We start from the raw sequence: 21,146 nt of genomic DNA on the forward strand, positions 1-21,146 counted from the left end.
TGTTTGCCTTCCGTAGCAAACCTGGGAGGCGCAGAATCCCAAAAACAAAGCGCTCCAAAAGCGTAGCGCCCCATTATAATATATCCAAACTTTTATGGATCTTTGCTGCTCATTGTGTATTATGATATCTGAATGCTGAAATCACTCCATATAAAAAATTTCGTGCTCATCGATGAGTTGACCATCCAATTCTCGGATCATCTGACGACGATCACGGGTGAAACTGGTGCTGGAAAATCCATATTACTGGGGGCATTGAACCTTATTCTCGGTCAGCGGGCAGATACATCGCTGGTCGCAAATCAGGATCAAACCTGTGTTATCGAAGGCACCTTTGATCTCCAGGCTTATGACCTGGAACCGGTCTTCGAAACCGAGGAGCTGGATTATGAACCGATCACCGTCTTACGACGAGAAATCCGATCGAACGGCAAGTCCAGAGCATTTGTTAATGACAACCTGGTTAATCTTACGACACTAAAAAGTCTGGCCGATCATCTGATCGATATCCATGAACAATTTGACAGCCATTTTTTGAGAGACCGACGGTTTCAGTTTCAGGTCATCGACAGTCTTGCCGGTCAATTAAAAGAAACGATTCAGTATCAACAGCTTTTTACGCAATTAAAAAAGCGTAAAACGGATTTAAGAACACAGCGGGAACAGTTCGCAACGCTTCGGCAAAAAAAAGACTTTTTGGAATTTCAACTCCATGAAATACAAAAGTTGCAATATCAACCCGGTGAATTCCAGGAATTGGAAGAGGAACTCAACGTGGTCAAGAATGCCGCTGACATCTCAGATATTATTCAGTTGGCCGATCATCTATTTGAGGGCGCTGAGAACAATCTTCTCGACCAATTTCGTGGATTGATTCATCGCGTGACTGCTATTCAAGGCAACATGGAAGCCCTTAAACGGCTCAACTCCCGCCTGGAATCCAATTACATCGAACTGGAAGATCTTTACAAGGAAATCACACAGCTGGATGATCTTGTAGAGGTCGACCCGGGGCGATCGGACTGGATCGAAAACCGAATGGCCGAGATTTTTAAAGTCGTTAAAAAGCACCACCTCGATGATGCAGAGTCCCTCACCAGACTCACAAAAAATCTGGAAGACGAATTGGCCCAGATCGAGCAAACCGACACCGCTACACAGGCGTTGGAAGATGAGATCGGACGCCTGGAAAAAGAGCTTCATCAGAAAGCGGACAGCCTGTCGCAAGCACGTAAAGAACAAGTTGCTCCCATCCGGGATGCGGTTTTGGAACATCTGACCTTGCTCAATCTGGGCAAAGCTGATTTCAAGATTGAAATACACCCGGCGGATGAATTGAATGATCACGGTCGGGACGAATTGAAGTTTTTGTTCTCTGCGAATCCCGGGGTCGCACTCTCACCCGTCGAAAAAGTAGCTTCGGGGGGTGAAATTTCCAGACTGGCCTTGTCCATCAAAGCTCTGATCGCTCGTTCTATCCCGCTGCCAACCATCGTATTTGATGAAATCGATGCTGCTGTATCCGGTTCTGCAGCAGACAAAATGGGAACCTTGCTCTACAATCTTGGTCGACATCATCAGGTGATCTGCATCACACACTCTCCACAAGTAGCTTCCCGGGCCGACAAGCATCTGTTCGTGTACAAAGAAGTAACGGGACAGAAAACAGAATCTCAAATCCGGGAGCTGGAAAAAGAGGAACGCATTACAGAACTGGCCATAATGATGAGCAGTGATCCGCCCAGTTCATCCGCCCTGGAAAACGCAAAGTATCTTTTGGAAAAAACACTAAGTCATTAATTATTTATACATTCGTTACGATCAAAATAATATTATAAATGGGACACAATTTACTTGAAGGTAAGAAAGGAATCATTTTTGGCGCACTGGATGACCAGTCCATGGCCTGGAAAGTTGCTGAAAAAGCAGTGGAAGAAGGTGCCAAAATCACCTTAACGAATGCACCGGTAGCACTCCGGATGGGGCAAATACAAGAACTCGCCGATTCATTGAATGCCGAAGTCATACCCGCGGATGCCACCAGCGAAGAAGATCTCGAAAACCTGCTCTCCAAATCGATGGAAATCCTGGGTGGTCCCGTTGACTTTATTCTACATTCCATCGGGATGTCGGTAAATGTCCGTAAAAACAAACCCTACACCGAGCTCAATTACTCGTGGATGGAAAAAACCTTTGATGTATCCGCTATCTCCTTTCATAAAGTCATGCAAACCGCCATGAAACTCAATGCTGTGAATGAGTGGGGGAGCATCCTGGCGCTGAGCTACATCGCTGCCCAACGGACCTTCCCGGATTATAGTGAAATGGCCGAGTCAAAAGCTCTTTTGGAATCTTTTGCACGAAGCTTCGGCTACCATTGGGCTGTGAAGAACAAAGTCAGAGTCAACACCATTTCCCAATCTCCGACCATGACAACAGCCGGACAAGGCGTGAAAGGGTTTCACGAATTTTTTGATTATGCAGATAAGATGTCCCCGCTGGGAAATGCTACTGCAGATGATTGCGCAGACTATTGCATCACTTTGTTTTCGGACTATACCCGGATGGTGACCATGCAAAACCTGTATCACGATGGTGGTTTTTCATCCATGGGAATGAACCCGGCGATATTGGACAAATAATGGTGCCTACCGCCTGCAGGGGTCACCAGCCCTGCAGCGAAGGAGCACGGAACCCCAGGGAGAGGAATGAAATTTATGATCGTGCCGAAACAATTTGTAAAATTAATCATCGTATGGTTCCTGACCACTCCCTGGGTCGTGGCTCAGACCGAGCTTCAATCTTCAGAACAATCTGAATCCACGGAAATCAACGATACGATTCAGTACACAGACTATCAGTTGCGTGCCAAGGACGACATCATTACAGACACCACCTTGCAGGGAAATTTTCATACTACAGGTCCTATAGAAGATCAGTGGCCGCACCTGATGACTTTGGGGTATTCGGGTTCTCCGGTATACGGTCCGCAGTATTATATTCCCAAAGATGCCGGATGGGATCTGGGATACCGAGCGTTCGACCCCTACCGGAAAAAATTTGATGACCTCTTATTTATTCAGGATGGGCTACCCATCACCAAGGTAACCTACATCCAGACGCCGCAGGTCAATCAAAGCATATTTGACGGCTACTTTGCACGAAAGATCAATGACGTCAGTTTTGCTCTTGACCACAATAGGTACAACTACACCGGTGACTACCTGAATCAAAAGAGTTACAACACTATTTTTCATACCGGATTGACCTTTGACAAGGAAAAGTGGTATGGCTATATTCTTTTCGCTTCCGAAGTTTTTCAACAAAACAACAATGGCGGGATTACCACGGACTCGCTTTATTTCGGGCCGCAGCAAGATATTTACGACAACCGAGCCGGCTACCCTGTTCAGTTCCAAAACGGATTATCCCGTGATGACAGCAAGACCGGTCGCGCGGGTTTTATGTTAAAAGCCCTGCGTTTTCGGAATTATGGGGTCAATATAGGTGCCCGGGTGGATGTGGGGCAACGGCAGATTAGCACCACCAGCGAAGCACCTCGCACAGAAGAAGCCTTTTTTCCAGCCTATAATATATCCGGTGTCGATGGTCTGAACACTTATCTGAAAAAAACGAGTGTACTCCCCGGTGCCGTCCTGGAGTTTTCAGACAGCGCCCGATCTGTATTTACGCTTCGATCCCTTACGGGTATCCACCTTAATCAACTGAATTTTACAGACGACAGTGAAAATTGGCAGGAGTTTGTACAGCAAGGGGATTTGAATTTTCAGTCCGAATACATCGACCTCAGCAGCCATCTCGATTTAAGAATATTTGACAATAAACTGTACTTTGATCTATCCGGGGAGATCGGAACGAATTGGAGAGGTTTTGGAGTCTCGGGCCACGCCGCACTAAAACGCACAGCAGCTCCATGGCTCTTTCGCTATCAAAATTTTTCTGGGGATAAAACCTGGGCAAATTCGCCACCTTCCATGTTCACTCAGCTCCTTGGCGGAACCATCCAATACGAATCGGAGAAACTGACAGCAGGTATTTCTTTATCCCAACTCTTTCAAAGCAACCTGAGTTATTTGAACGAACAGGGCCTGCCGGACACCATCAACCAGCAGACGTCAGTAACCATATCACCAGAGCTTCGGTTGCATCTGGGTATATTTCATCTGGAGAATGAACTGGCATTCCGTTCATCGGACGGTGTCCATCCCTATTACCCCACGCTATCCGGGCGTCATTCGATCTACATCGAAGATAAATGGTTCAAAAACCGCATGCACCTCAATCTGGGATTAACGGTCTATTGGAAAAATGCGCACCAGACCTACTACTACCTGCCCTATACGCAGTCGTTCGTGCCCGCAAATCAAATGTTAGCCGGAGAATACCGGGTCCACCCGTTTTTTGCTTTCCGGGTTCGGACTTTTAAGTTCTTCATCCGGATGGAAAACAGTAATTTATTCTGGCAGAAAAACACGATTCTGTACGACACCTACCATTATCCGCTGATGGACCCGGCACTTCGGCTGGGAATCGAATGGATTTTCAGAAATTGAGGTATTTTTGGCGAAAGATTGCTCTGGTCGGTGTGGTTAATTACAACTCGAAGTTGGGTTGCAACTTGCCTTCTTTTTCTCCTTCATAAAACTCACAGATATAGGAAATCACTTCTTCCACGTCATCTGTAATGGGCAGCAAATCCAAATCCGCTTCATGAATATTTCCTTCCATCTGATAAACCACATCGTGCAACCAATTTTTCAGTCCAGACCAGTAATCCGACCCAAACAAAATAATCGGAATCTTAGAAATGGTCTTGGTTTGCACCAAAGTCAGTACTTCAAACAATTCATCCAGGGTTCCATATCCACCCGGCATCACAACAATAGCCTGTGCATACTTGACAAACATCACCTTGCGAACGAAAAAATACCGATGCGATAAATTCTTTCGTGGGTTGATATACTTATTGTAGCCCGACTCAAAAGGGAGTTCGATGTTCAGCCCGACCGAAACCCCGTCTTCCATGTGGGCTCCGCGATTACCAGCTTCCATCACGCCGGGACCACCGCCCGTAATCACGCCATAGCCCTCCTGAACCAACCGACGGGCAATATAGGTCGCTGCTTTGTAGTAATCGTGATCAGATTTGGTCCGAGCTGATCCAAATATGGAAACACATGGGCCCACCGCATTTAAAGTCTCAAAACCATCTACAATTTCTGCAACCACTTTGAATAAAGTCCAGGAATTGTCTCCTTTAAGATTTCGCCATTGCTTTTTTGACTTCTGTGGTTGTTTATCAATATCATTGTTCTCTGGCATATTTTCTTTTTTGGTTGTTCTCCTATTGGTTTCTATCACATTGGTCAGAGGCTCTACACCCTACCGACCACGGACTACAGCTTACAAACTATCTTGGTTATACGCTCGCTCTAAATATTCAGTGGCTTCTTCCAGAGAGGAAAACCGGTTAATAAAATCTTTTATTCCCGGTTTGCTGTACGCATCCGGATTCACATACTTGGTGACCATAGCACCATCTATATTTCCGGAACTCAGAATAATCAATCGTTCGACCACGTTCCGCAACTCCCGAATATTGCCAGTCCAATTGTGCTGCTGCAACATGGCAATGGATTCTTTGGTAAATTTCTTGATGGGATAGCCGTTGTTCGAGCAGATTTTCTCTGTAAAATAGGCCACTAATTCAGGTATGTCTTCCCGGCGATCATTGAGCGAAGGCACCTTGATATTGATCACCTGAAGGCGGTGAAACAAATCTTCTCTAAATTTTCCATCCCTTATTTCTTGGGCCAAATCTTTATTGGTCGCAGCCAGGACCCGTACATTCACGGCGATCATTTTATCGCCACCGACCCGCATGATACGGCGTTCCTCCAGCGCACGAAGCACTTTCGCCTGTGCAGACAAACTCATATCTCCCACCTCGTCAAGAAAGAGCGTCCCGTTGTTCGCTTGTTCAAACTTCCCGATCCGCTGTTTTACAGCCGTGGTAAAAGAACCTTTTTCATGTCCAAAAAGTTCGCTTTCAATAAGCTCTGCAGGAATCGCTGCACAGTTAACGGCGATCAGTGGTTTATCGGACCGTTCGCTTTTGGCGTGGATCCACCCGGCCACCAATTCTTTGCCGGTCCCGTTGTCGCCGGTGATCAATACCCGAGCTTCAGTGGGGGCTACTTTATCTACCATGTCCCGAACCTGTTCCAATGCGGCAGATTGACCAATCATATCCTGGATCGCTGCGTTGTTGACCTTCCGCTGAAGGTTCTTTTTCTCATGAACCAGATGCCCCTGTTCCAAGGCATTGCGCACCGTAATCAAAAGACGATTGAGATCAGGCGGCTTGGAAATAAAGTCAAAGGCTCCTTTTTTGACGGCTTCGACCGCATTGTCAATGTTCGCATGCCCACTGATCATAATGACTGGGAGATCGGGCTGAATATCCTGCAGACGCTCCAGCGCGTCCATGCCATCCATGTTGGGCATTTTGATGTCCATCAGCACAACATCATAACTATTCTTTTTGATTTTAGCCAAACCTTCCATTCCATCCTTGGCTTCTTCCACCTTAAACTTTTCATAGGTCAGGATATCCTTGAGGGTTCGTCGTATAGCATCTTCATCATCGACTATTAAAATTCGGGCCATGGGCATCAGGTTTTAGGGATTTTATATATTATGAATTCTTATAATATGTCAAATATAGAACTTTTTACCCTGAATTTCAAAACAAAAAAATCAATATTTTACTTTCTCTTTAACAGAAGCCCGGTATCTCACTGACAGTCAGAAAGTTCGGCCAGCGTCAAAAAAGCGGTCAAACCCACACTGGTCTCAAAACAATCCTCGTTGACATCAAAAGTCGAGGTATGAAGTTGACGTGCGCCCGGTTGACCCGGATCAGCGACGCCCAATCGGTAAAAACAAGCATCCATTTCGTGGGAATAGTACGCAAAATCCTCAGCGGTCATCCGTATGGGCAGATCGACGACCTGCTCCGGCCCCAAAAACGCTTCCGCCCGTCCACGCATTTTACGGGTTGTTTCAGGATGATTGTATAAAAACGGATACCCCACTTTAATATTTACATCCACCTCGGCGCCCAGTGCGAGTGCCGTATGGCGGGCGGTCTGTCGGATGAGTTCATGGGCCTGATAGCGCCAGTCTTCATCCATCGCCCGGAAGGTGCCTTGAATATGAACCGTTTCGGGGATAATGTTCGTCGAACCACCATCACTATAAATTTTCCCTAGCGTGAGCACGGATGGGCTGGTTGGGTCAGACCGCCGGCTGACGATTTGTTGTAACGCGACGATGATATGAGCCGATACCAGTGTGGTGTCCACCCCCTTGTGCGGCATGGCACCGTGGCCGCCCTTTCCGTTTACCGTCAGAAAAATCTCATCGCTGGAAGCCATGTACTGACCGGGGCGAAACCCCACCTTTCCAGCCTCCAAAGGCGGATGGACATGTTGTCCGAGGATGACATCCGGCGCCGGATTTTCTAGAACTCCCGCTTTGATCATCAGCGAGGCTCCCCCCGGCAATTGTTCTTCAGCGGGTTGAAATATCAATTTGATGCGTCCCGAAAACTGGTCCCGCAATTGATTTAGTACATATGCCGACCCCAGCAGCGATGAAGTATGTACATCGTGGCCGCAGGCATGCATTACGCCGGGATTGGTTGATGCATATTCCACTTGATTCTCTTCCTGGATAGGCAGAGCATCCATATCTGCCCGCAAGGCCACGGTCTTTCCATTCGTGTCCTTCCCCGAAATCATTCCGACCACACCGTAGCCCCCGACCTTTTCTTTATAAGGGATGCCCCATTCTTTCAGTTTTCCAGCGATGAATTGCGAGGTATTCTTTTCTTCAAATGAAAGTTCGGGATGGCGGTGTATATGCCGGCGCATCGCTACGACCTCATCCAGGATTTCTTTGCTCAAATCTTTTATTTGTTCGCTGTGCTGCATGGTTTTTTCGGTTACTGATTATTGGTTATTGGTTACTGGTTACTGGTTACTGGTTACTTGACCTCCTACAAGTCTCCATTCAAAACTAAAAACTAATACTTAAAAAGTCAATGCTCGCCTGTTCTATCAAAAACATATACTTCCCCTTGATTTTCCTTATTATGAGAGCTAATGATAAATGAGTGGTCACTGTCAGCCACATAAAATGGGCTCGTTCGTTCTTGTTTCCAAATCTCTACAATACGATCAAAAGTGAGGCTGCGAAAATCAACCACCAGTGCACTGTTCCGATGGGCGTGAAGATACGAAGGCAGGTAGCGCAAATAGAAGGGTGCCTTTCCATGACCTTCTTCCGGAATCTGGACCACCTGGCGTGCTGATTTATTCAGGACCGAAGTCAGTTGATCACCATTGGACAACACAAAAAGGCATTCAGCCAGCCCCTGTTTTCGGTGCTTCCTCTGTGGCCGACGCATCCTTCTCTGTACTTTTTGCATATTTTCAATACCTCGTACAATACCCTGCAATAAACCGGCTACAAAAGGGGTATACAACTCACCGGTGTATTTCTGGATAAACAGCCGCATCGACTGGTAAAAGGTAGTAGTATAAGACGACAAATCTTTCTGGGTACTTTCTCCTTTAAAATGGATCACGTGCAATGAACCAACATAGCGGATCCGGTACCCGGCCCGGGTAATCCGATAGGATAGATCAATGTCTTCCGCATACATAAAGAATCGGGGATCAAACCCCCCGATGTCATCCAGGACTTTTTTTCGGATAAGCATAAATGCTCCCGGTAACACATCAATGTCGCCGGTCTCGTCATAGCGGAGCGTCGGAAAATAATACCCATTGAAGAAAGGAATGTTCTTAAAAACATCACTCAACCCGGAAAATTTGGTGAATGAAGACCACAACGATGGAATGGATCGCTTAGATTCCCGAAGCACCTGACCATTTCCGTCCAAAAGACATACGCCGACTGCCCCGGTCTGATCATCCGATTCAAAATTTTTGATCGCCTCAGTCAGCAGAGACTCTCCCACGACGGTATCGGGATTAATAAAAAGCACATACCGGCCGCTGGCCCGGGCCAATGCATCATTACATGCCCGCCCGAATCCTGTGTTTTCTGTATTGACGATCAGATCAACGGCGGGGAACTGGTTTCGGATCATATCCACAGAACCATCCGAAGAGGCGTTATCTACTACAATAATTTCGCTTTCCATCCCGGCAGTAGCCGCGTGCAGCGATTCCAGGCAGATCCGAAGAAAATACCGGACGTTGTAATTCACGACAATTACCGACAGTTCCATCAGCGATCTCCGTTAAACAGCTGGTCGATCGGCGTGCGTCGCAGAATAGCTCGTCCGAGTGTAAAATCGTCCGCATACTCCAGTTCGCCTCCGAAAGCCACACCCCGGGCTATGGAACTGACTGAGACGTCATCATGAACCTGCTGGGAGATATAATATAAGGTGGTGTCTCCTTCGATGGTCGAGCTAATCGCCATAATCAATTCTGTGATTTCTTCCCCTTTGATCCGGTTCAGCAGCTGATCGATGCGAAGATCGTCGGGGCCGATTCCGTCAATGGGTGAAATCAAACCGCCCAGGACGTGATAGCTGCCTGAAAACTGTCCGGTTTCTTCGATTGCGATCAAATCTTTCACGCTTTCGACCACACACACCACGCCGGTCCGACGTTTGGGATTTCGGCAAATCGTGCACACGGCATCATCTGCATAGTTCCCGCAAACCGTACAATTGGTCAATTGGGCATCGACCTGTTCCAGGGATGATAAAAACTCCGGGATAACATTTTTTTTGTGGTCCACGATATGCATGGCCAGGCGCATAGCGGTCTTCTTTCCGATTCCCGGGAGCTGGCTCAATGAATGGATCAGGGCTTCAAAGCTACTGGGTAAATGATTCATGCCTCAAAAATAACATTTTCTTTATCGCTTCCATGGTATTATCATTTATAATTTGTTTATTTATCTTTGCCGTGGCTGACTTGAAAAAGGGAAGTAGTGCGTTGAAATTCAAAACCCGGGTTTATTCCCTGCGAGTTGAGTTTTTAACAATCTGGCAGCGCTTTTGTTAGAGAAAACGATGGGAGGATGGATGCTGGACATAAGGGATTTGCAAGCCCATGAATGCCGAGGACTTGATAAAGTACCCGGGAGAACGGATTGTAAAGCCCAGTGTATTTAGTCCGAAACTGGAAGTTGGAGGCTGGAGGCTGGAGGTTGGATGTTAAACAACGCCTCAACAAAAAAGAACGTAAACACTGTAAACACTAATAAATAAGTAAAAAATATGGCTGAAGTAATTCGAATGCCTCGATTGAGCGACACGATGGAAGAAGGAGTGATCGTCGGATGGCTTAAGAAAGAAGGAGACGCAATTGAACCGGGTGATTTACTCGCGGAGGTGGAAACAGACAAGGCCACCATGGAACTGGAAAGCTATCAGGAAGGCACACTTTTACACATTGCTGTCAAAGAAGGCCCTGTACCAGTAGATTCGGTCATCGCTGTATTGGGTGACGAAGGCGAGGATTATCAGGCTGTACTCGACGAAGCCAAAGCGGAGCAGGAAGATCAAAAAGAAGACAAGGAGGAAGAAGCGGAGTCGGATCAGGATGCGCCATCCGATGACAAAGAAAGTTCATCAGAAAAAACAGGTTCCACAAAAACGAGTGAGCCGTCCGACAGCGGTGATGACGACCGGATAAAAGCTTCTCCACTTGCCAAAAAAATGGCTAAAGACGAAGGCATTGATCTTCGGTCTGTCAGTGGAAGCGGAGATGGAGGACGGATTGTCAAAAAAGACATCGAAAAAGCGATTGAATCTGGCGTTCAACAACCAGCGGCAGCTTCATCCATTCAGATATCAGCCGGTGAAGACCGCGTGATTCCGGTTTCTCAAATGCGGAAAGTTATCGGTAAACGATTGGGTGAAAGTAAGTTCACCTCACCCCATTTCTATATTACTGCAGAGATTGACATGGATGCCGCCATTGCAGCCCGAAAATCTTTGAATAGCGACGATGAACAACAAAAAATATCTTTCAATGACCTGGTCATCAAAGCGGTAGCGATGGCACTTCGAAAACATCCGTTCGTGAACAGTTCCTGGGAAGGAGACAAAATCGTTCAGCACGGAGACATCAATATTGGGGTCGCCGTTGCTGTAGACGAAGGATTGCTGGTACCCGTCATACACAACGCAGACTTTAAGTCATTGTCCCAGATAAAATCTGAAATCGTAGAATTAGCCGGGAAAGCCAGAAATAAAAAACTGCAACCGGATGAAATGCAGGGCAACACATTCACCATTTCCAACCTCGGTATGTTTGGCGTGGATGAGTTTACTGCGATTATTAATCCACCGGATGCCTGCATCCTGGCCGTAGGAACTATTAACACAAAACCTGTGGTAAAAGATGGCGAAATCGTGATCGGAAATACGATGAAGGTCACGCTCAGCTGCGACCACCGCGTGGTAGACGGGGCCGTGGGTGCACAGTTTATCCAGACCCTTCGTTCCTATCTGGAGCATCCCATGAAGATGCTGCGGTAGTGGAATAGCCTAATACGAGAGGAGGTTATTAGTACAAGCACATGCACTATTGTTGTTCTACCTACTCCACCTATAAAAAGAAAGAAAACTTTAGTTCATCCATTTGATTGAAGTCTAACAAATTACGGGGCCTTGGGCCCCGTTTTTATTTGGATACACAGGAGGCTAGAAAAAGCAAGAAGTCATACCTCAGGGCAGTACCAAAATCACCGAATAAATTTGAATGGTTTGGTGTGCACAAGCCCATACCCATCCAACTATTTCTACAAAAAACATAAGGTTGTAACTGTAGATCTAATGTTATCGTTCGAGCCTACAGCTTTCAAATTATTTCTATCTATCCATTCGCCCACTTTCATCGGGGGCTATGCTATGGAGCGAGCCCCGGCAACTTATCCACCACACCTCCACCATTATAGAGGCAGAAGGTTAATCCGCTGTATGCACCACGTCGATCTATTCTGATGCACCATACAGTGCATCAATTGCTTAAATTTCAAAATTGGGTTTATTACATACCCCTATTTTGAAGACGTTTGACTTTTTCGGGTTAAGTTATTGTTCTCCTTTCCCCTTACTCTTTTCCCAAAGTAAAAAAGGCAGATCGGGAATCCCGACCTGCCTTTTCAGAAGCTTCAAATAATTTTTATATACTAGTAACCGGAATTTTTATTTCCGCTGTACTTCGTTCCTGATCTGGATGATCCCGGCGTACCTTCACCGGCTTCCGGTCCTTCTGGTTTTTCCATGGGTTCATCACCGGGTCGTGCTACATAAAACTCCACTCGACGGTTCAGGTATTGCTGCATTTCCTCGCGTTTATCGAGTGCATAGTTGTCTTGCAGCTCAGGTACCAATTCATTTTTCTCGCCACCGTATTGAATAATCAGGCGTTCGCGGGCGATATCATATCGATCGACCAGATAATCCACCACTGCTTTTGACCGATTATAAGACAGTACCCGGTTGTAATCAGCACTTCCGCGATTATCGGTATATCCTTGAACCACCACTTTGAGATCCGGTTGATTTTTCATCACCGTGGCTACTTGCAACAAGGCGCCATAGTAGGCTGGTTTTACGTAATATTTATTGAGATCAAAATGGATCATCGGCAACCACCAGTCCATTCGCAGGTTGGACATTTTATTGTTGACCAACGTGTTGATTTCATCTTCAGTCAGATACCCTTGATCCGGAACAATGGCTACGCCATCGGCATCCACATCAAACCCAGGCTTGGAGAACGGCTCTTTGTCCATATAATCCGGCACACCATCCTGGTCACTGTCCAATGCAACCCCGCGCACATCGACCGGCGCACCCACTGGTGTATCCGGCTCCTGATCCAGCATATCAATCACGCCGTCGCCGTCGGTATCTGTCAGGTCCAGTTCAGGTCGTGATTTGACCTCCGCCAGATCCATCATCACCGGTGCCATCGGATTGACCCAATAAAGGGGTTGTGTCCGATTATTAAAGGATCCCAGGTTGAAATTGATGGTCACGCTCGTATAATGCAACATATCTATATTGGCAGACCGATCGACAGCGGTCCGGTATTCAAATCCATCGAGCAGATCGTTATCCGCAAACACTATTTCGTGTTGCAGACCAATGTTAAATCGATCGTTAATCTTACGGGTCACCCCAAAACCACCTTTTAGCGTAGGATAGATCGTTTTATCATCGCCCAAGGCACGTATGGTATTTTCTTCACCGCCATCGGTTTCCCAGGAATCATCGAGCATATCCCGGAGGTTCTGACGGGCTGTCTTCCGGTCTTCCTTCTTACTCATATCCAGTCCTTGCGTCGCACTCGACCAATTGTAATTGCTGTTTCCATCAAAAATATTAATCGTCGTCTGCGGCGCATTAATACCAAGTCCCAGTGCCATGTTTAGTCCCCATTTGGGTTCGGGGCTGTGGAATAGGAGGTTGCCTATATTGAGCACCCCTTCGATGCTTCCACCCCATATTTTGGTTTTATAATTCCGGTGAATGGTTCTGACGTCTCCCAGTCGGGCACCCAGATTATTCTGGCTGTATGTTTTCTCCCGTTTGAAAACGCTCAAGGATGTCGGTCGTGCATCCAGTCCACGGGCAGAGTAGTAGTTAATTCCGGCCCGCACTGAAAACAGGTAGTTGACCGCTTTACGCACATGGATCCCAACGCCTAGACTGGCCGGCAATTCCGTTTCCACGTCCCCGGAGACAAAGGAATGACCGATATTGACACCCAGCTCCCACATGTCCTTCGGTCGGGCCGGATAGGGATAATCTCCTTTTTTCCACTGTGCATTAATTTCTGGATTTTTGGTCTGATTATCGGCAAAACCGTAATTTCCCGGTTCCAAATCTGTCGTTTTGGTATTTTGAGCCGAGATGATACTCGGTCCCAATAGCAAAATTGCCAGGGTTCCAAAGAAAATTTGTAGGATACGTGTCATAGGATTAGATTTTATATTTTTCGGATTGCAAGCAAAGATACTAATTCACAAAATGAAAATACTTTATTTTTCTAGTATAACATTATTTTAATGGAAATAATGTATAAAATCCGGAAGATTAAAGCCACCTTCACAGATTTAAGTTTGGAATCAAATTCACATTTAGGTTTAATTATGATTATTCACACCTTCGCACTTTCAAAGTCATTGACGCAGCAGATCGATCAACATTTCGATCCATTGTTCGAAATTTATGCTGCACAACATCAAAAACACCATATTGACCTGGAGGCGCTTTTCGATCAAACCGAAGTATATCGTCGCTTCCAGGAACAAAACGCCAGGCATACATTATTCACCTCTGGTAAAGGCGCCTTACGTATGATCAGCCAGGCATTGACGTTGCAAGATCACAAAATCTCCGTTTCATATATTGGGGAATCAGCAGCTAGAGACCCTCAATTTACTTATTTTACGGAAAATACCAAAGAAAACATCCTAATAAAAAATTTTTTAGCGGAGCAACTCCATCTGACGGGGGAAATTAATGCCTTGCCACATGACCTGCGACTGGGTGCCCTGCACCAGGATATCGCCCGAGCACGCCCCCACCTGGCAGACAGTACCATACTATTTATCAATCTCAATGCGCTTCGATGGGCGGATGCACCGGCCCAATCCGGAAACAACCCCAGTGGTCTGACTACCGAAGAAGCCAATCAACTCGCCTACATGGCCGGTCAAAGCCACAAAAACCAATTTTTGGTGCTGTACGGATTGGACCATCCCCACCGCGACCCTCACCAGTTGACCCTGAACAGCGTGGTGCAAATCCTGTGGTACTATCAATACGCAGCCGCCACCAAACCACAGATTTGGCCGATCCCCGAAGACCGTCGACAGGATTTCACCATTGAATCGTCCATGATGTCCGGCAATCTGCAATTTTGCAAAGATCGGCTGACCAACCAGTGGTTTCACAAAATCCCCTTTAAACTGGCTCCGGAACTTGCGCATCATCAGTGGATCACCACCTCTTACGACGAATACCAGGCTACCGCGAACGAGGACATCCCGCACCGCATTTTAGAATGGTATGATATTGCATAAATATGATCATACAACTTATGATTTATACATATTTATGTAAATATGAAAATACACATCAAATATGAAGTCACATCAAAAACTCCATTAATATTACACCCTAACAACTAGACGAATTGATTCATACCACACCTGCCCCATAGTACAACTTCTCTATGATTGAAAATAACCATGTCATAATAAATTTAAACACATTCTACTATATGTATATCAGCTAATTTTATATATATATTAATCATATTTGTACTAAAAAAATCAGAGCTACCAAATGTGCAAATACTCCCACTGCATCAGATAGCAGCATTTTATGCTCGCATAACCTATACTGTTAAATTCATTATCGACAAAACATAAAGATATATAGACCTTTATATCTCATATTAATGTATTTTTCAATATTACAAGCTCTATAGAAAATTTTAACTTTAATATTCGAGAACATGCTATTCGTTAGGCCAGCAGGCGATTACAACCTCTGTAAAATTATATATTGCATTGATTTACGTAAGCAACTATACATCACACTTGCCTAATATTGAACCTTTTCTTATATTTGCTTTACATCTAACACCCATACACTCTATCGTCATATGGAACGTATGGCTTTTCAGCACTATCTCCGCTAACCAAAAGAAATTTTAATTTATTGGAAACCCAATGGACTTTGTGTTCTATATGGGTATAAAATTGCATAACCATGAATAAAATTCTATGTACGATGCTGTGTTGTCGGCTGCGCTTTGTGTTCTCACTTGTACTGGGGGGATTCTTAACCCTGGGTAGCTGGTCCAAAGTAAGCGCCCAGCAAAGCAATTTGACTCCGAATGAGTTTACGCCACTGACGACAAATATTGTTGGGGGCGTGACGGTCAAATCAAGTGAAACTTGTCTACCTAATTCAGTTCCAATACTTCCTGACATATGCACTGATGATTTTTCAAGTGAAGGAAATGTCATAGATCCTACGATCACCAATAATGCAACATGGGATTATCTTATAGGCGGAACAGCCTGGATTGAAGTAGAGGACGCCAATGCGACCACCGGAGAGGAATATCCTGCGGGTAGTTATGCGGGATTTGTGGTAGGAAACAGTGGACTCCTTGAACTATTGGGCAATACTACAGTGACCACCTATTTAGACGACGTCGCACAGGAAACAGTATCAGCCGGATCACTACTAACACTTGGTGTACTGTCGGGTCAATCCCGAGTTGGATTCTACACATCTCAAAAATTTGATAAGATTCGACTAACGGTTTCTGCAGCAGGTTTACTAAATAATGTCACCGTATATTACGCCGAAGTCAAGAAATTTATGGCGGGACCACAACCAGCTTGCAACACCAACACCACGTTGACCAGTCCGGAGTATCCGGTAATTGTACAGCGGGATCGGACGGGGTTTACAGGAGGAGTCAATGTGGGGACTATCACCAATCGCGAAAATGCTGTTGACGACGATCCCAACACTTCGGCATCGATTACTATGCCGCTAGGGGTTCTGTCTACAGCCAATTTTTCGATTCAGGATCGAGCCACAACCTTTTCAGCGGGCGCCTTTGCCGGGATAGACCTGGACAACCCCGCTCTCCTGGGTTTAAACTTGCTGGGAAGTCTTACCATTACAACTTATCTGGACGGCCAGTCACAAGAAGCCATATCGGGGAGCAACTTGCTTTCCGTTCCATCATCACTACTATCGGGAACCGGCCGCCAAACGGTCGGATTTAAAACCACTAAGGACTTCGATGAAGTTCGGGTCACCATGGCTCAAACAGGCCTCGATCTCCGCACCACCCGGATCTATGGGATGGTCGTGAAAGAATTTTGTCCGGGCACCATCGCCGATTGCAATACGCTCACCCCGGGCACCAACCCGGAATTCCCGGTGTACATCAACGGAGCCAATACGGGGGTAGATATCGGTGTGTGCGCCGCGTGTTCCATCAACAATACAGAAAATGTGATCGATAACGACATGAGCAGTTATGCGACGGTGGATTTTGCCGTGGGTGCGCTCACAGACATCAGCCTTTCCGTCGCCAATGCCCTGGACGAGTACGACGCCAACACCTTTGTCGGTTTTGAGTTGGGACTTCAGCCGTTGCTCGACGTGGATGTGTTGGGTTCGACGACCATAGAACTATTTAATGATGGTGTCTCTGTCCAGACGGGCAGCGGCGATGCCCTGCTGGCCGGTGTGACCTCGACGATATTGCAAGGTGGATTCAGCCGACAACCCGTAGGAATTATAGCCAATCAAACCTTTGACGAAGTAAAAATCACTTTTAATCAAAACGCTCAGGTTAACCTGGGAACCATCCGCATTTACCATGCGCTCTTTACCACGACCTGCGCCGGAACCTTAAGTTGTAACGAAACGAACTTCCTCATCGGAGGGAAAGACAATCTGCCCGTGTACATCAATTCGGAACGAACAGGAACATCCGGGGTCGTCGGTGCGAGTAAAATCGAAAACCCCTGGAATGTAGCCAACGACAATCCGGATGACTTTGCTGATGTGGAGGTGATTGCCAATGTAGCCGGATCCGCATCGATTTCTGTTGTTGATGCCACGAATACCTATCCGGCAGGAGCAATTGCTGGTTTTGTGATCAGCAACGAAAGCTCGCTGTCACAGCTAAATTTGTTTGAATCGCTGACCATCACCACCTATCTGGATGGGACACCACAGGAAACAGGTACCGGTGATGATCTGTTGAACCTGGACCTGCTGGGAATAATTACCATCCCCGGTGCCGAATTCCAACCAAGTTTCATGACGACATTGCCATTTGATGAGGTCCAAATATCTTTTGCCGGCGTAGCGAACGTGCTCAATCATGCGCATGTCTACAGCGCCTTTGCGGACCTTCGTTATGTCAATGACGGGGGTGCTTACACGTGCAACATCGGCACCTTCAATCCCGACTTTAATGCCACCTGGATTAATCTGCCTGTGGTGGGCGATGTATCGACCAATGATCAACCCAACGGATCGGCCAGCTATGGTTCAGCGAGCCCACAAAGCGGTAACCCCTCAGGGGGGTCCTTAAACCTAAGCATTGATGGTAGTTATGATTTTACGGCAAGCAGTCCGGGGGTTTACCGGTACGACATTCCCATCATGGGAGGTGGAACGACCACCTCCCGCACTCTGCAGATCACCGTATTAGACGGGAACAGCACATCGAATCCACCAGTGGTTAACCCAGACTTTGGAAGTGGTCCGCAAGGCGATCCTATTGTGATCAATAGCGTGGCCAACGACGGACCGGGCAACGACAACATACCGCTGGATACCAGCAGCGTAAGCATCATCACGACTCCAAATAATGGATCGACTTCGATCAATACCACCACCGGAGTAATAACCTACACCCCGGAGCCTGGTTTTACAGGAAGAGATTCTCTGGAATACCGGATCTGTGACCAGGGAACACCTGCCAACTGTGGCACGGCCTGGCAATACTTCACCGTCAATCCGGATGGCGTCGATCCCTGGACCGATGCTACCGACGACTATGGTCGTACACCGTATGGCGAGCCAGTGACTGGCAATGTCAGCACGAACGACGTAGACCCGCAGGGTGAACCGCAAACCGTCAACGCACAAAACATCACAGAACCCGGCGTAGGCACCTTTGTCCTGACTGCAGATGGAAGCTACACCTTCACCCCCGCCGACGGATTCTCCGGCGCCCACGCCTTCACCTACACCACCTGCCGTACCAACGACGGATCGATCTGTGCACAGGCGACGGTGCATGTGATGGTGGAAGCAGGGGTACCAGACTTGGTTCCAAATATCATTATTAATCCATCTATCTTCTCTAGTAATCAATCATTCAACATTACAATTAGAGTTTTAGAGTTTGAGAATGCAGCATCAGAAGGAACAACTTCTGTACTTATTTCTCAAAGTTCAACTTGGACCTTAAATATAAATCAAAATGACGTGATCAATGGATGGACATATATAGGCCAACAAGGTCCTTTCCATCGTTTTGATTACACACAGATAATCCCCGGTTTTGGAATCGTTGAATTTCAAGTTCCTGCAACCTTTAATGGCTCAGGATCAGGTAAATATATTTTCACTACAACACTTGCCCCAGGATCAGGAGGAGAAATAAACACATCGAATAACACAGATCAAGAAACGAGCACCTATAATCCTTAAAATTATATCACATGAAACTCTATAGTCTTTTATTATTTTTTATTCCAATTTTAGCTTTTTCGCAAGATCCTGATGTACAAGGAGAACCTATTTACAGTCAATCAGACGGCACAGGAACACCTTTTAAAAGGAATGAAACTGTTTGTTTTGTGCTTAAAATGGGTGCTGTTGGAAATGATTTAAATTATCCTCCTATGCCAAATGCTCCGTTTGAGATAAATGTATCAACACAAAATTTAATTAATCGAACAGTAGAGTTTATCAACTCTTCTGATGTTTATCTCGACGAAAATTTTTTCACTGTAACCGTGCCAGAAGATCCAAATGTCCAAATCCACTTTGTACAAAATTCTACCATCCCCTTCGCAAATTATTCATGGTTTAATGTTTGTGGAACTGTACCTGAAACAGCTACAGATGGTTCTATTGTACGTTATCAAGCTAATGGAGTTCCGGGAGCATATTCAAGCACAAACGCAGGAAATGATGATCCATCAAATGAAGGTACAGTTGAAGGCATACTCCCTATCGAACTCCTCAGCTTCACCGCTTTTGCCCATAAAGATGAGGTCGACCTGGATTGGGAGACGGCGACGGAGTTGAACAACAGCCATTTTGAGGTGCAGCGATCCCCAGATGGACGGAACTACACCACCATCGGTGAAGTCCGGGGCGCCGGCACATCCAGCCAGGTCCTCGATTATGCCTTCACGGATGAGCAGCCCACACCCGGCAAAAACTACTACCGGCTAAAGCAGGTGGATTATAACGGTTCGTTTGATTACAGTCCGGTACGCATGGTCACCCTGGGTGCAGACAGTCGCTTGAGCGTATTCCCGAACCCGGTGGCTCCCGGTTCCGAAATCACCATCCAGGGCCAAAAAATCCGCACTGTCAAAATCTACAATATGCTCGGTCAGATCGTCGTGGACAAAGTCTACGACCACCCCCAATCTTCCATCACTATTTCCTCAGGTAATCTCGCGCAGGGCATCTATACCACCAGAGTAAATGGCGTGGATGAAAAAAGAGTAGTGGTGAAGTGACGGAGGGACCGACGACCGTGGACCGCCGCTTTTTGGTGGAAGGAACTTGAAGCTGGTGGAAGGAACTTGCAGCGCCGCTTGTGCGGGAGGGCAGTACCTGACACCTATAGAACGAACCAGGTGTAAGCCACGCTCGAAGGTGCCCTCCACCAAGGGATCGGCAAGCCCGTGCGCAAGGACGTGCGTCTGCGGGTTTACCGAGCCCGTTTGTGGAAGAAAGCTAGAGCACAAAGATCAAAGCCCGTATCATTATTTTTTTCCCCGCAGATTACACAGATCAACACAGATAATACTAAGCCTGTGGTTTGGTGTGATAGCAAATACCGCTATATGCTGCGCAGGTTCTGCGAAAATCTGCAAGATCAGGGGGGGCTCGGAAATCTTCCTCTCTCACAAGCCGATTCCAAGCTTCCCCAATCCCAAAAATCCTAAACCTAACCTAGACGAACCAGAACCAATAAGGTGGTGGGACTTGCATTGCCGCCTGTGCGGGAGAAAAGTGCCTTATACCTGTGCCCCCTAACCGGGTCAATTCCAATCGGTCCCTTCAGAGTGTGGGATTTGCAAGCCGGTGGAAGCTTGGAGCCGGGAGGATTGTAAAGCCCGGACATTCATAACTTTTCAAACAGCATAACTTCGGAGACGGCCAACGGAAGACCTCAGGGAGGTCTCGTTTTATTAGCTGCTGGATCTTTTCCAAATAACGACCCGGCTACGGGTCGCAGACCAATGAATCATTTCCA

Annotated in this window: 13 protein-coding genes; 7 read left to right on the plus strand and 6 right to left on the minus strand. The window is 46.6% G+C overall.

Annotated features, from left to right (window positions below; genetic code table 11):
• The first annotated feature begins 132 nt into the window (after positions 1-132).
• The 3 genes from recN (at position 133) to KUV50_RS07030 (ending at position 4,574) form a co-directional block, all read left to right on the plus strand.
• Positions 133-1,800: a DNA repair protein RecN gene (gene recN / locus KUV50_RS07020; protein ID WP_222579393.1), complete on the plus strand. Its 1,668-nt coding sequence runs from the start codon at positions 133-135 to the stop codon at positions 1,798-1,800.
• A gap of 38 nt (positions 1,801-1,838) precedes the next feature.
• Positions 1,839-2,642: an enoyl-ACP reductase gene (locus KUV50_RS07025; RefSeq protein WP_222579394.1), complete on the plus strand. Its 804-nt coding sequence runs from the start codon at positions 1,839-1,841 to the stop codon at positions 2,640-2,642.
• An 81-nt stretch (positions 2,643-2,723) separates the two neighbouring features.
• A complete protein-coding gene (locus tag KUV50_RS07030; protein WP_222579395.1) occupies positions 2,724-4,574 on the plus strand; it encodes a putative porin in 1,851 nt (616 codons plus the stop codon).
• A 40-nt stretch (positions 4,575-4,614) separates the two neighbouring features.
• Here the strand turns inward: KUV50_RS07030 and KUV50_RS07035 are convergent, their stop codons facing one another.
• From KUV50_RS07035 to recR, 5 genes are all read right to left on the minus strand, one after another.
• A complete protein-coding gene (locus KUV50_RS07035) occupies positions 4,615-5,343 on the minus strand; it encodes a TIGR00730 family Rossman fold protein (protein WP_222579396.1) in 729 nt (242 codons plus the stop codon).
• An 81-nt stretch (positions 5,344-5,424) separates the two neighbouring features.
• On the minus strand, positions 5,425-6,690 hold the full coding sequence (locus KUV50_RS07040) for a sigma-54-dependent transcriptional regulator (protein ID WP_222579397.1): 1,266 nt from the start codon (positions 6,688-6,690) through the stop codon (positions 5,425-5,427).
• A gap of 128 nt (positions 6,691-6,818) precedes the next feature.
• On the minus strand, positions 6,819-8,018 hold the full coding sequence (locus KUV50_RS07045) for a M20 family metallopeptidase (protein ID WP_222579398.1): 1,200 nt from the start codon (positions 8,016-8,018) through the stop codon (positions 6,819-6,821).
• A gap of 107 nt (positions 8,019-8,125) precedes the next feature.
• Positions 8,126-9,343, minus strand: coding sequence for a glycosyltransferase family 2 protein (locus KUV50_RS07050; RefSeq protein WP_222579399.1), 1,218 nt, complete (start codon positions 9,341-9,343; stop codon positions 8,126-8,128).
• Positions 9,343-9,963: a recombination mediator RecR gene (recR, locus tag KUV50_RS07055; RefSeq protein ID WP_222579400.1), complete on the minus strand. Its 621-nt coding sequence runs from the start codon at positions 9,961-9,963 to the stop codon at positions 9,343-9,345. The genes KUV50_RS07050 and recR overlap by 1 nt, the downstream gene beginning before the upstream one ends.
• A gap of 385 nt (positions 9,964-10,348) precedes the next feature.
• Between recR and KUV50_RS07060 the strand changes: the two genes are divergently transcribed.
• Positions 10,349-11,614, plus strand: a complete 1,266-nt coding sequence (locus tag KUV50_RS07060) for a pyruvate dehydrogenase complex dihydrolipoamide acetyltransferase (protein WP_222579401.1) — start codon at positions 10,349-10,351, stop codon at positions 11,612-11,614.
• 653 nt (positions 11,615-12,267) lie between these two features.
• Here the strand turns inward: KUV50_RS07060 and KUV50_RS07065 are convergent.
• A complete protein-coding gene (locus tag KUV50_RS07065; protein ID WP_222579402.1) occupies positions 12,268-14,064 on the minus strand; it encodes an OmpA family protein in 1,797 nt (598 codons plus the stop codon).
• Between the two features lie 174 nt (positions 14,065-14,238).
• Here KUV50_RS07065 and KUV50_RS07070 point away from each other — a divergent pair, with 174 nt between their 5' ends.
• The 3 genes from KUV50_RS07070 (at position 14,239) to KUV50_RS07080 (ending at position 20,403) form a co-directional block, all read left to right on the plus strand.
• Positions 14,239-15,174 (plus strand): hypothetical protein, encoded by a 936-nt coding sequence (locus tag KUV50_RS07070; RefSeq protein WP_222579403.1) that lies wholly within the window; start codon positions 14,239-14,241, stop codon positions 15,172-15,174.
• Positions 15,175-15,868: 694 nt separating this feature from the next.
• Entirely contained in the window at positions 15,869-19,357 is a 3,489-nt protein-coding gene (locus KUV50_RS07075) for an Ig-like domain-containing protein (protein ID WP_222579404.1), read from the plus strand.
• 11 nt (positions 19,358-19,368) lie between these two features.
• Entirely contained in the window at positions 19,369-20,403 is a 1,035-nt protein-coding gene (locus tag KUV50_RS07080; protein WP_222579405.1) for a T9SS type A sorting domain-containing protein, read from the plus strand.
• Positions 20,404-21,146 lie beyond the last annotated feature (743 nt).

This window comes from Membranihabitans marinus (genome assembly GCF_019802045.1).
GTDB classification, from domain to species: Bacteria; Bacteroidota; Bacteroidia; order Chitinophagales; family Saprospiraceae; genus Membranihabitans; species Membranihabitans marinus_A.

Excerpts from the sequence above, each read along its gene's own strand:
- KUV50_RS07065 (WP_222579402.1), bottom strand. The coding sequence starts at position 14,064 with ATGACACGTATCCTACAAATTTTCTTTGGAACCCTGGCAATTTTGCTA.
- KUV50_RS07025 (WP_222579394.1), top strand. The coding sequence starts at position 1,839 with ATGGGACACAATTTACTTGAAGGTAAGAAAGGAATCATTTTTGGCGCA.
- KUV50_RS07080 (WP_222579405.1), top strand. The coding sequence starts at position 19,369 with ATGAAACTCTATAGTCTTTTATTATTTTTTATTCCAATTTTAGCTTTT.
- KUV50_RS07040 (WP_222579397.1), bottom strand. The coding sequence starts at position 6,690 with ATGGCCCGAATTTTAATAGTCGATGATGAAGATGCTATACGACGAACC.
- KUV50_RS07075 (WP_222579404.1), top strand. The coding sequence starts at position 15,869 with ATGAATAAAATTCTATGTACGATGCTGTGTTGTCGGCTGCGCTTTGTG.
- recR (WP_222579400.1), bottom strand. The coding sequence starts at position 9,963 with ATGAATCATTTACCCAGTAGCTTTGAAGCCCTGATCCATTCATTGAGC.
- recN (WP_222579393.1), top strand. The coding sequence starts at position 133 with ATGCTGAAATCACTCCATATAAAAAATTTCGTGCTCATCGATGAGTTG.
- KUV50_RS07045 (WP_222579398.1), bottom strand. The coding sequence starts at position 8,018 with ATGCAGCACAGCGAACAAATAAAAGATTTGAGCAAAGAAATCCTGGAT.
- KUV50_RS07035 (WP_222579396.1), bottom strand. The coding sequence starts at position 5,343 with ATGCCAGAGAACAATGATATTGATAAACAACCACAGAAGTCAAAAAAG.
- KUV50_RS07060 (WP_222579401.1), top strand. The coding sequence starts at position 10,349 with ATGGCTGAAGTAATTCGAATGCCTCGATTGAGCGACACGATGGAAGAA.
- KUV50_RS07050 (WP_222579399.1), bottom strand. The coding sequence starts at position 9,343 with ATGGAACTGTCGGTAATTGTCGTGAATTACAACGTCCGGTATTTTCTT.
- KUV50_RS07070 (WP_222579403.1), top strand. The coding sequence starts at position 14,239 with ATGATTATTCACACCTTCGCACTTTCAAAGTCATTGACGCAGCAGATC.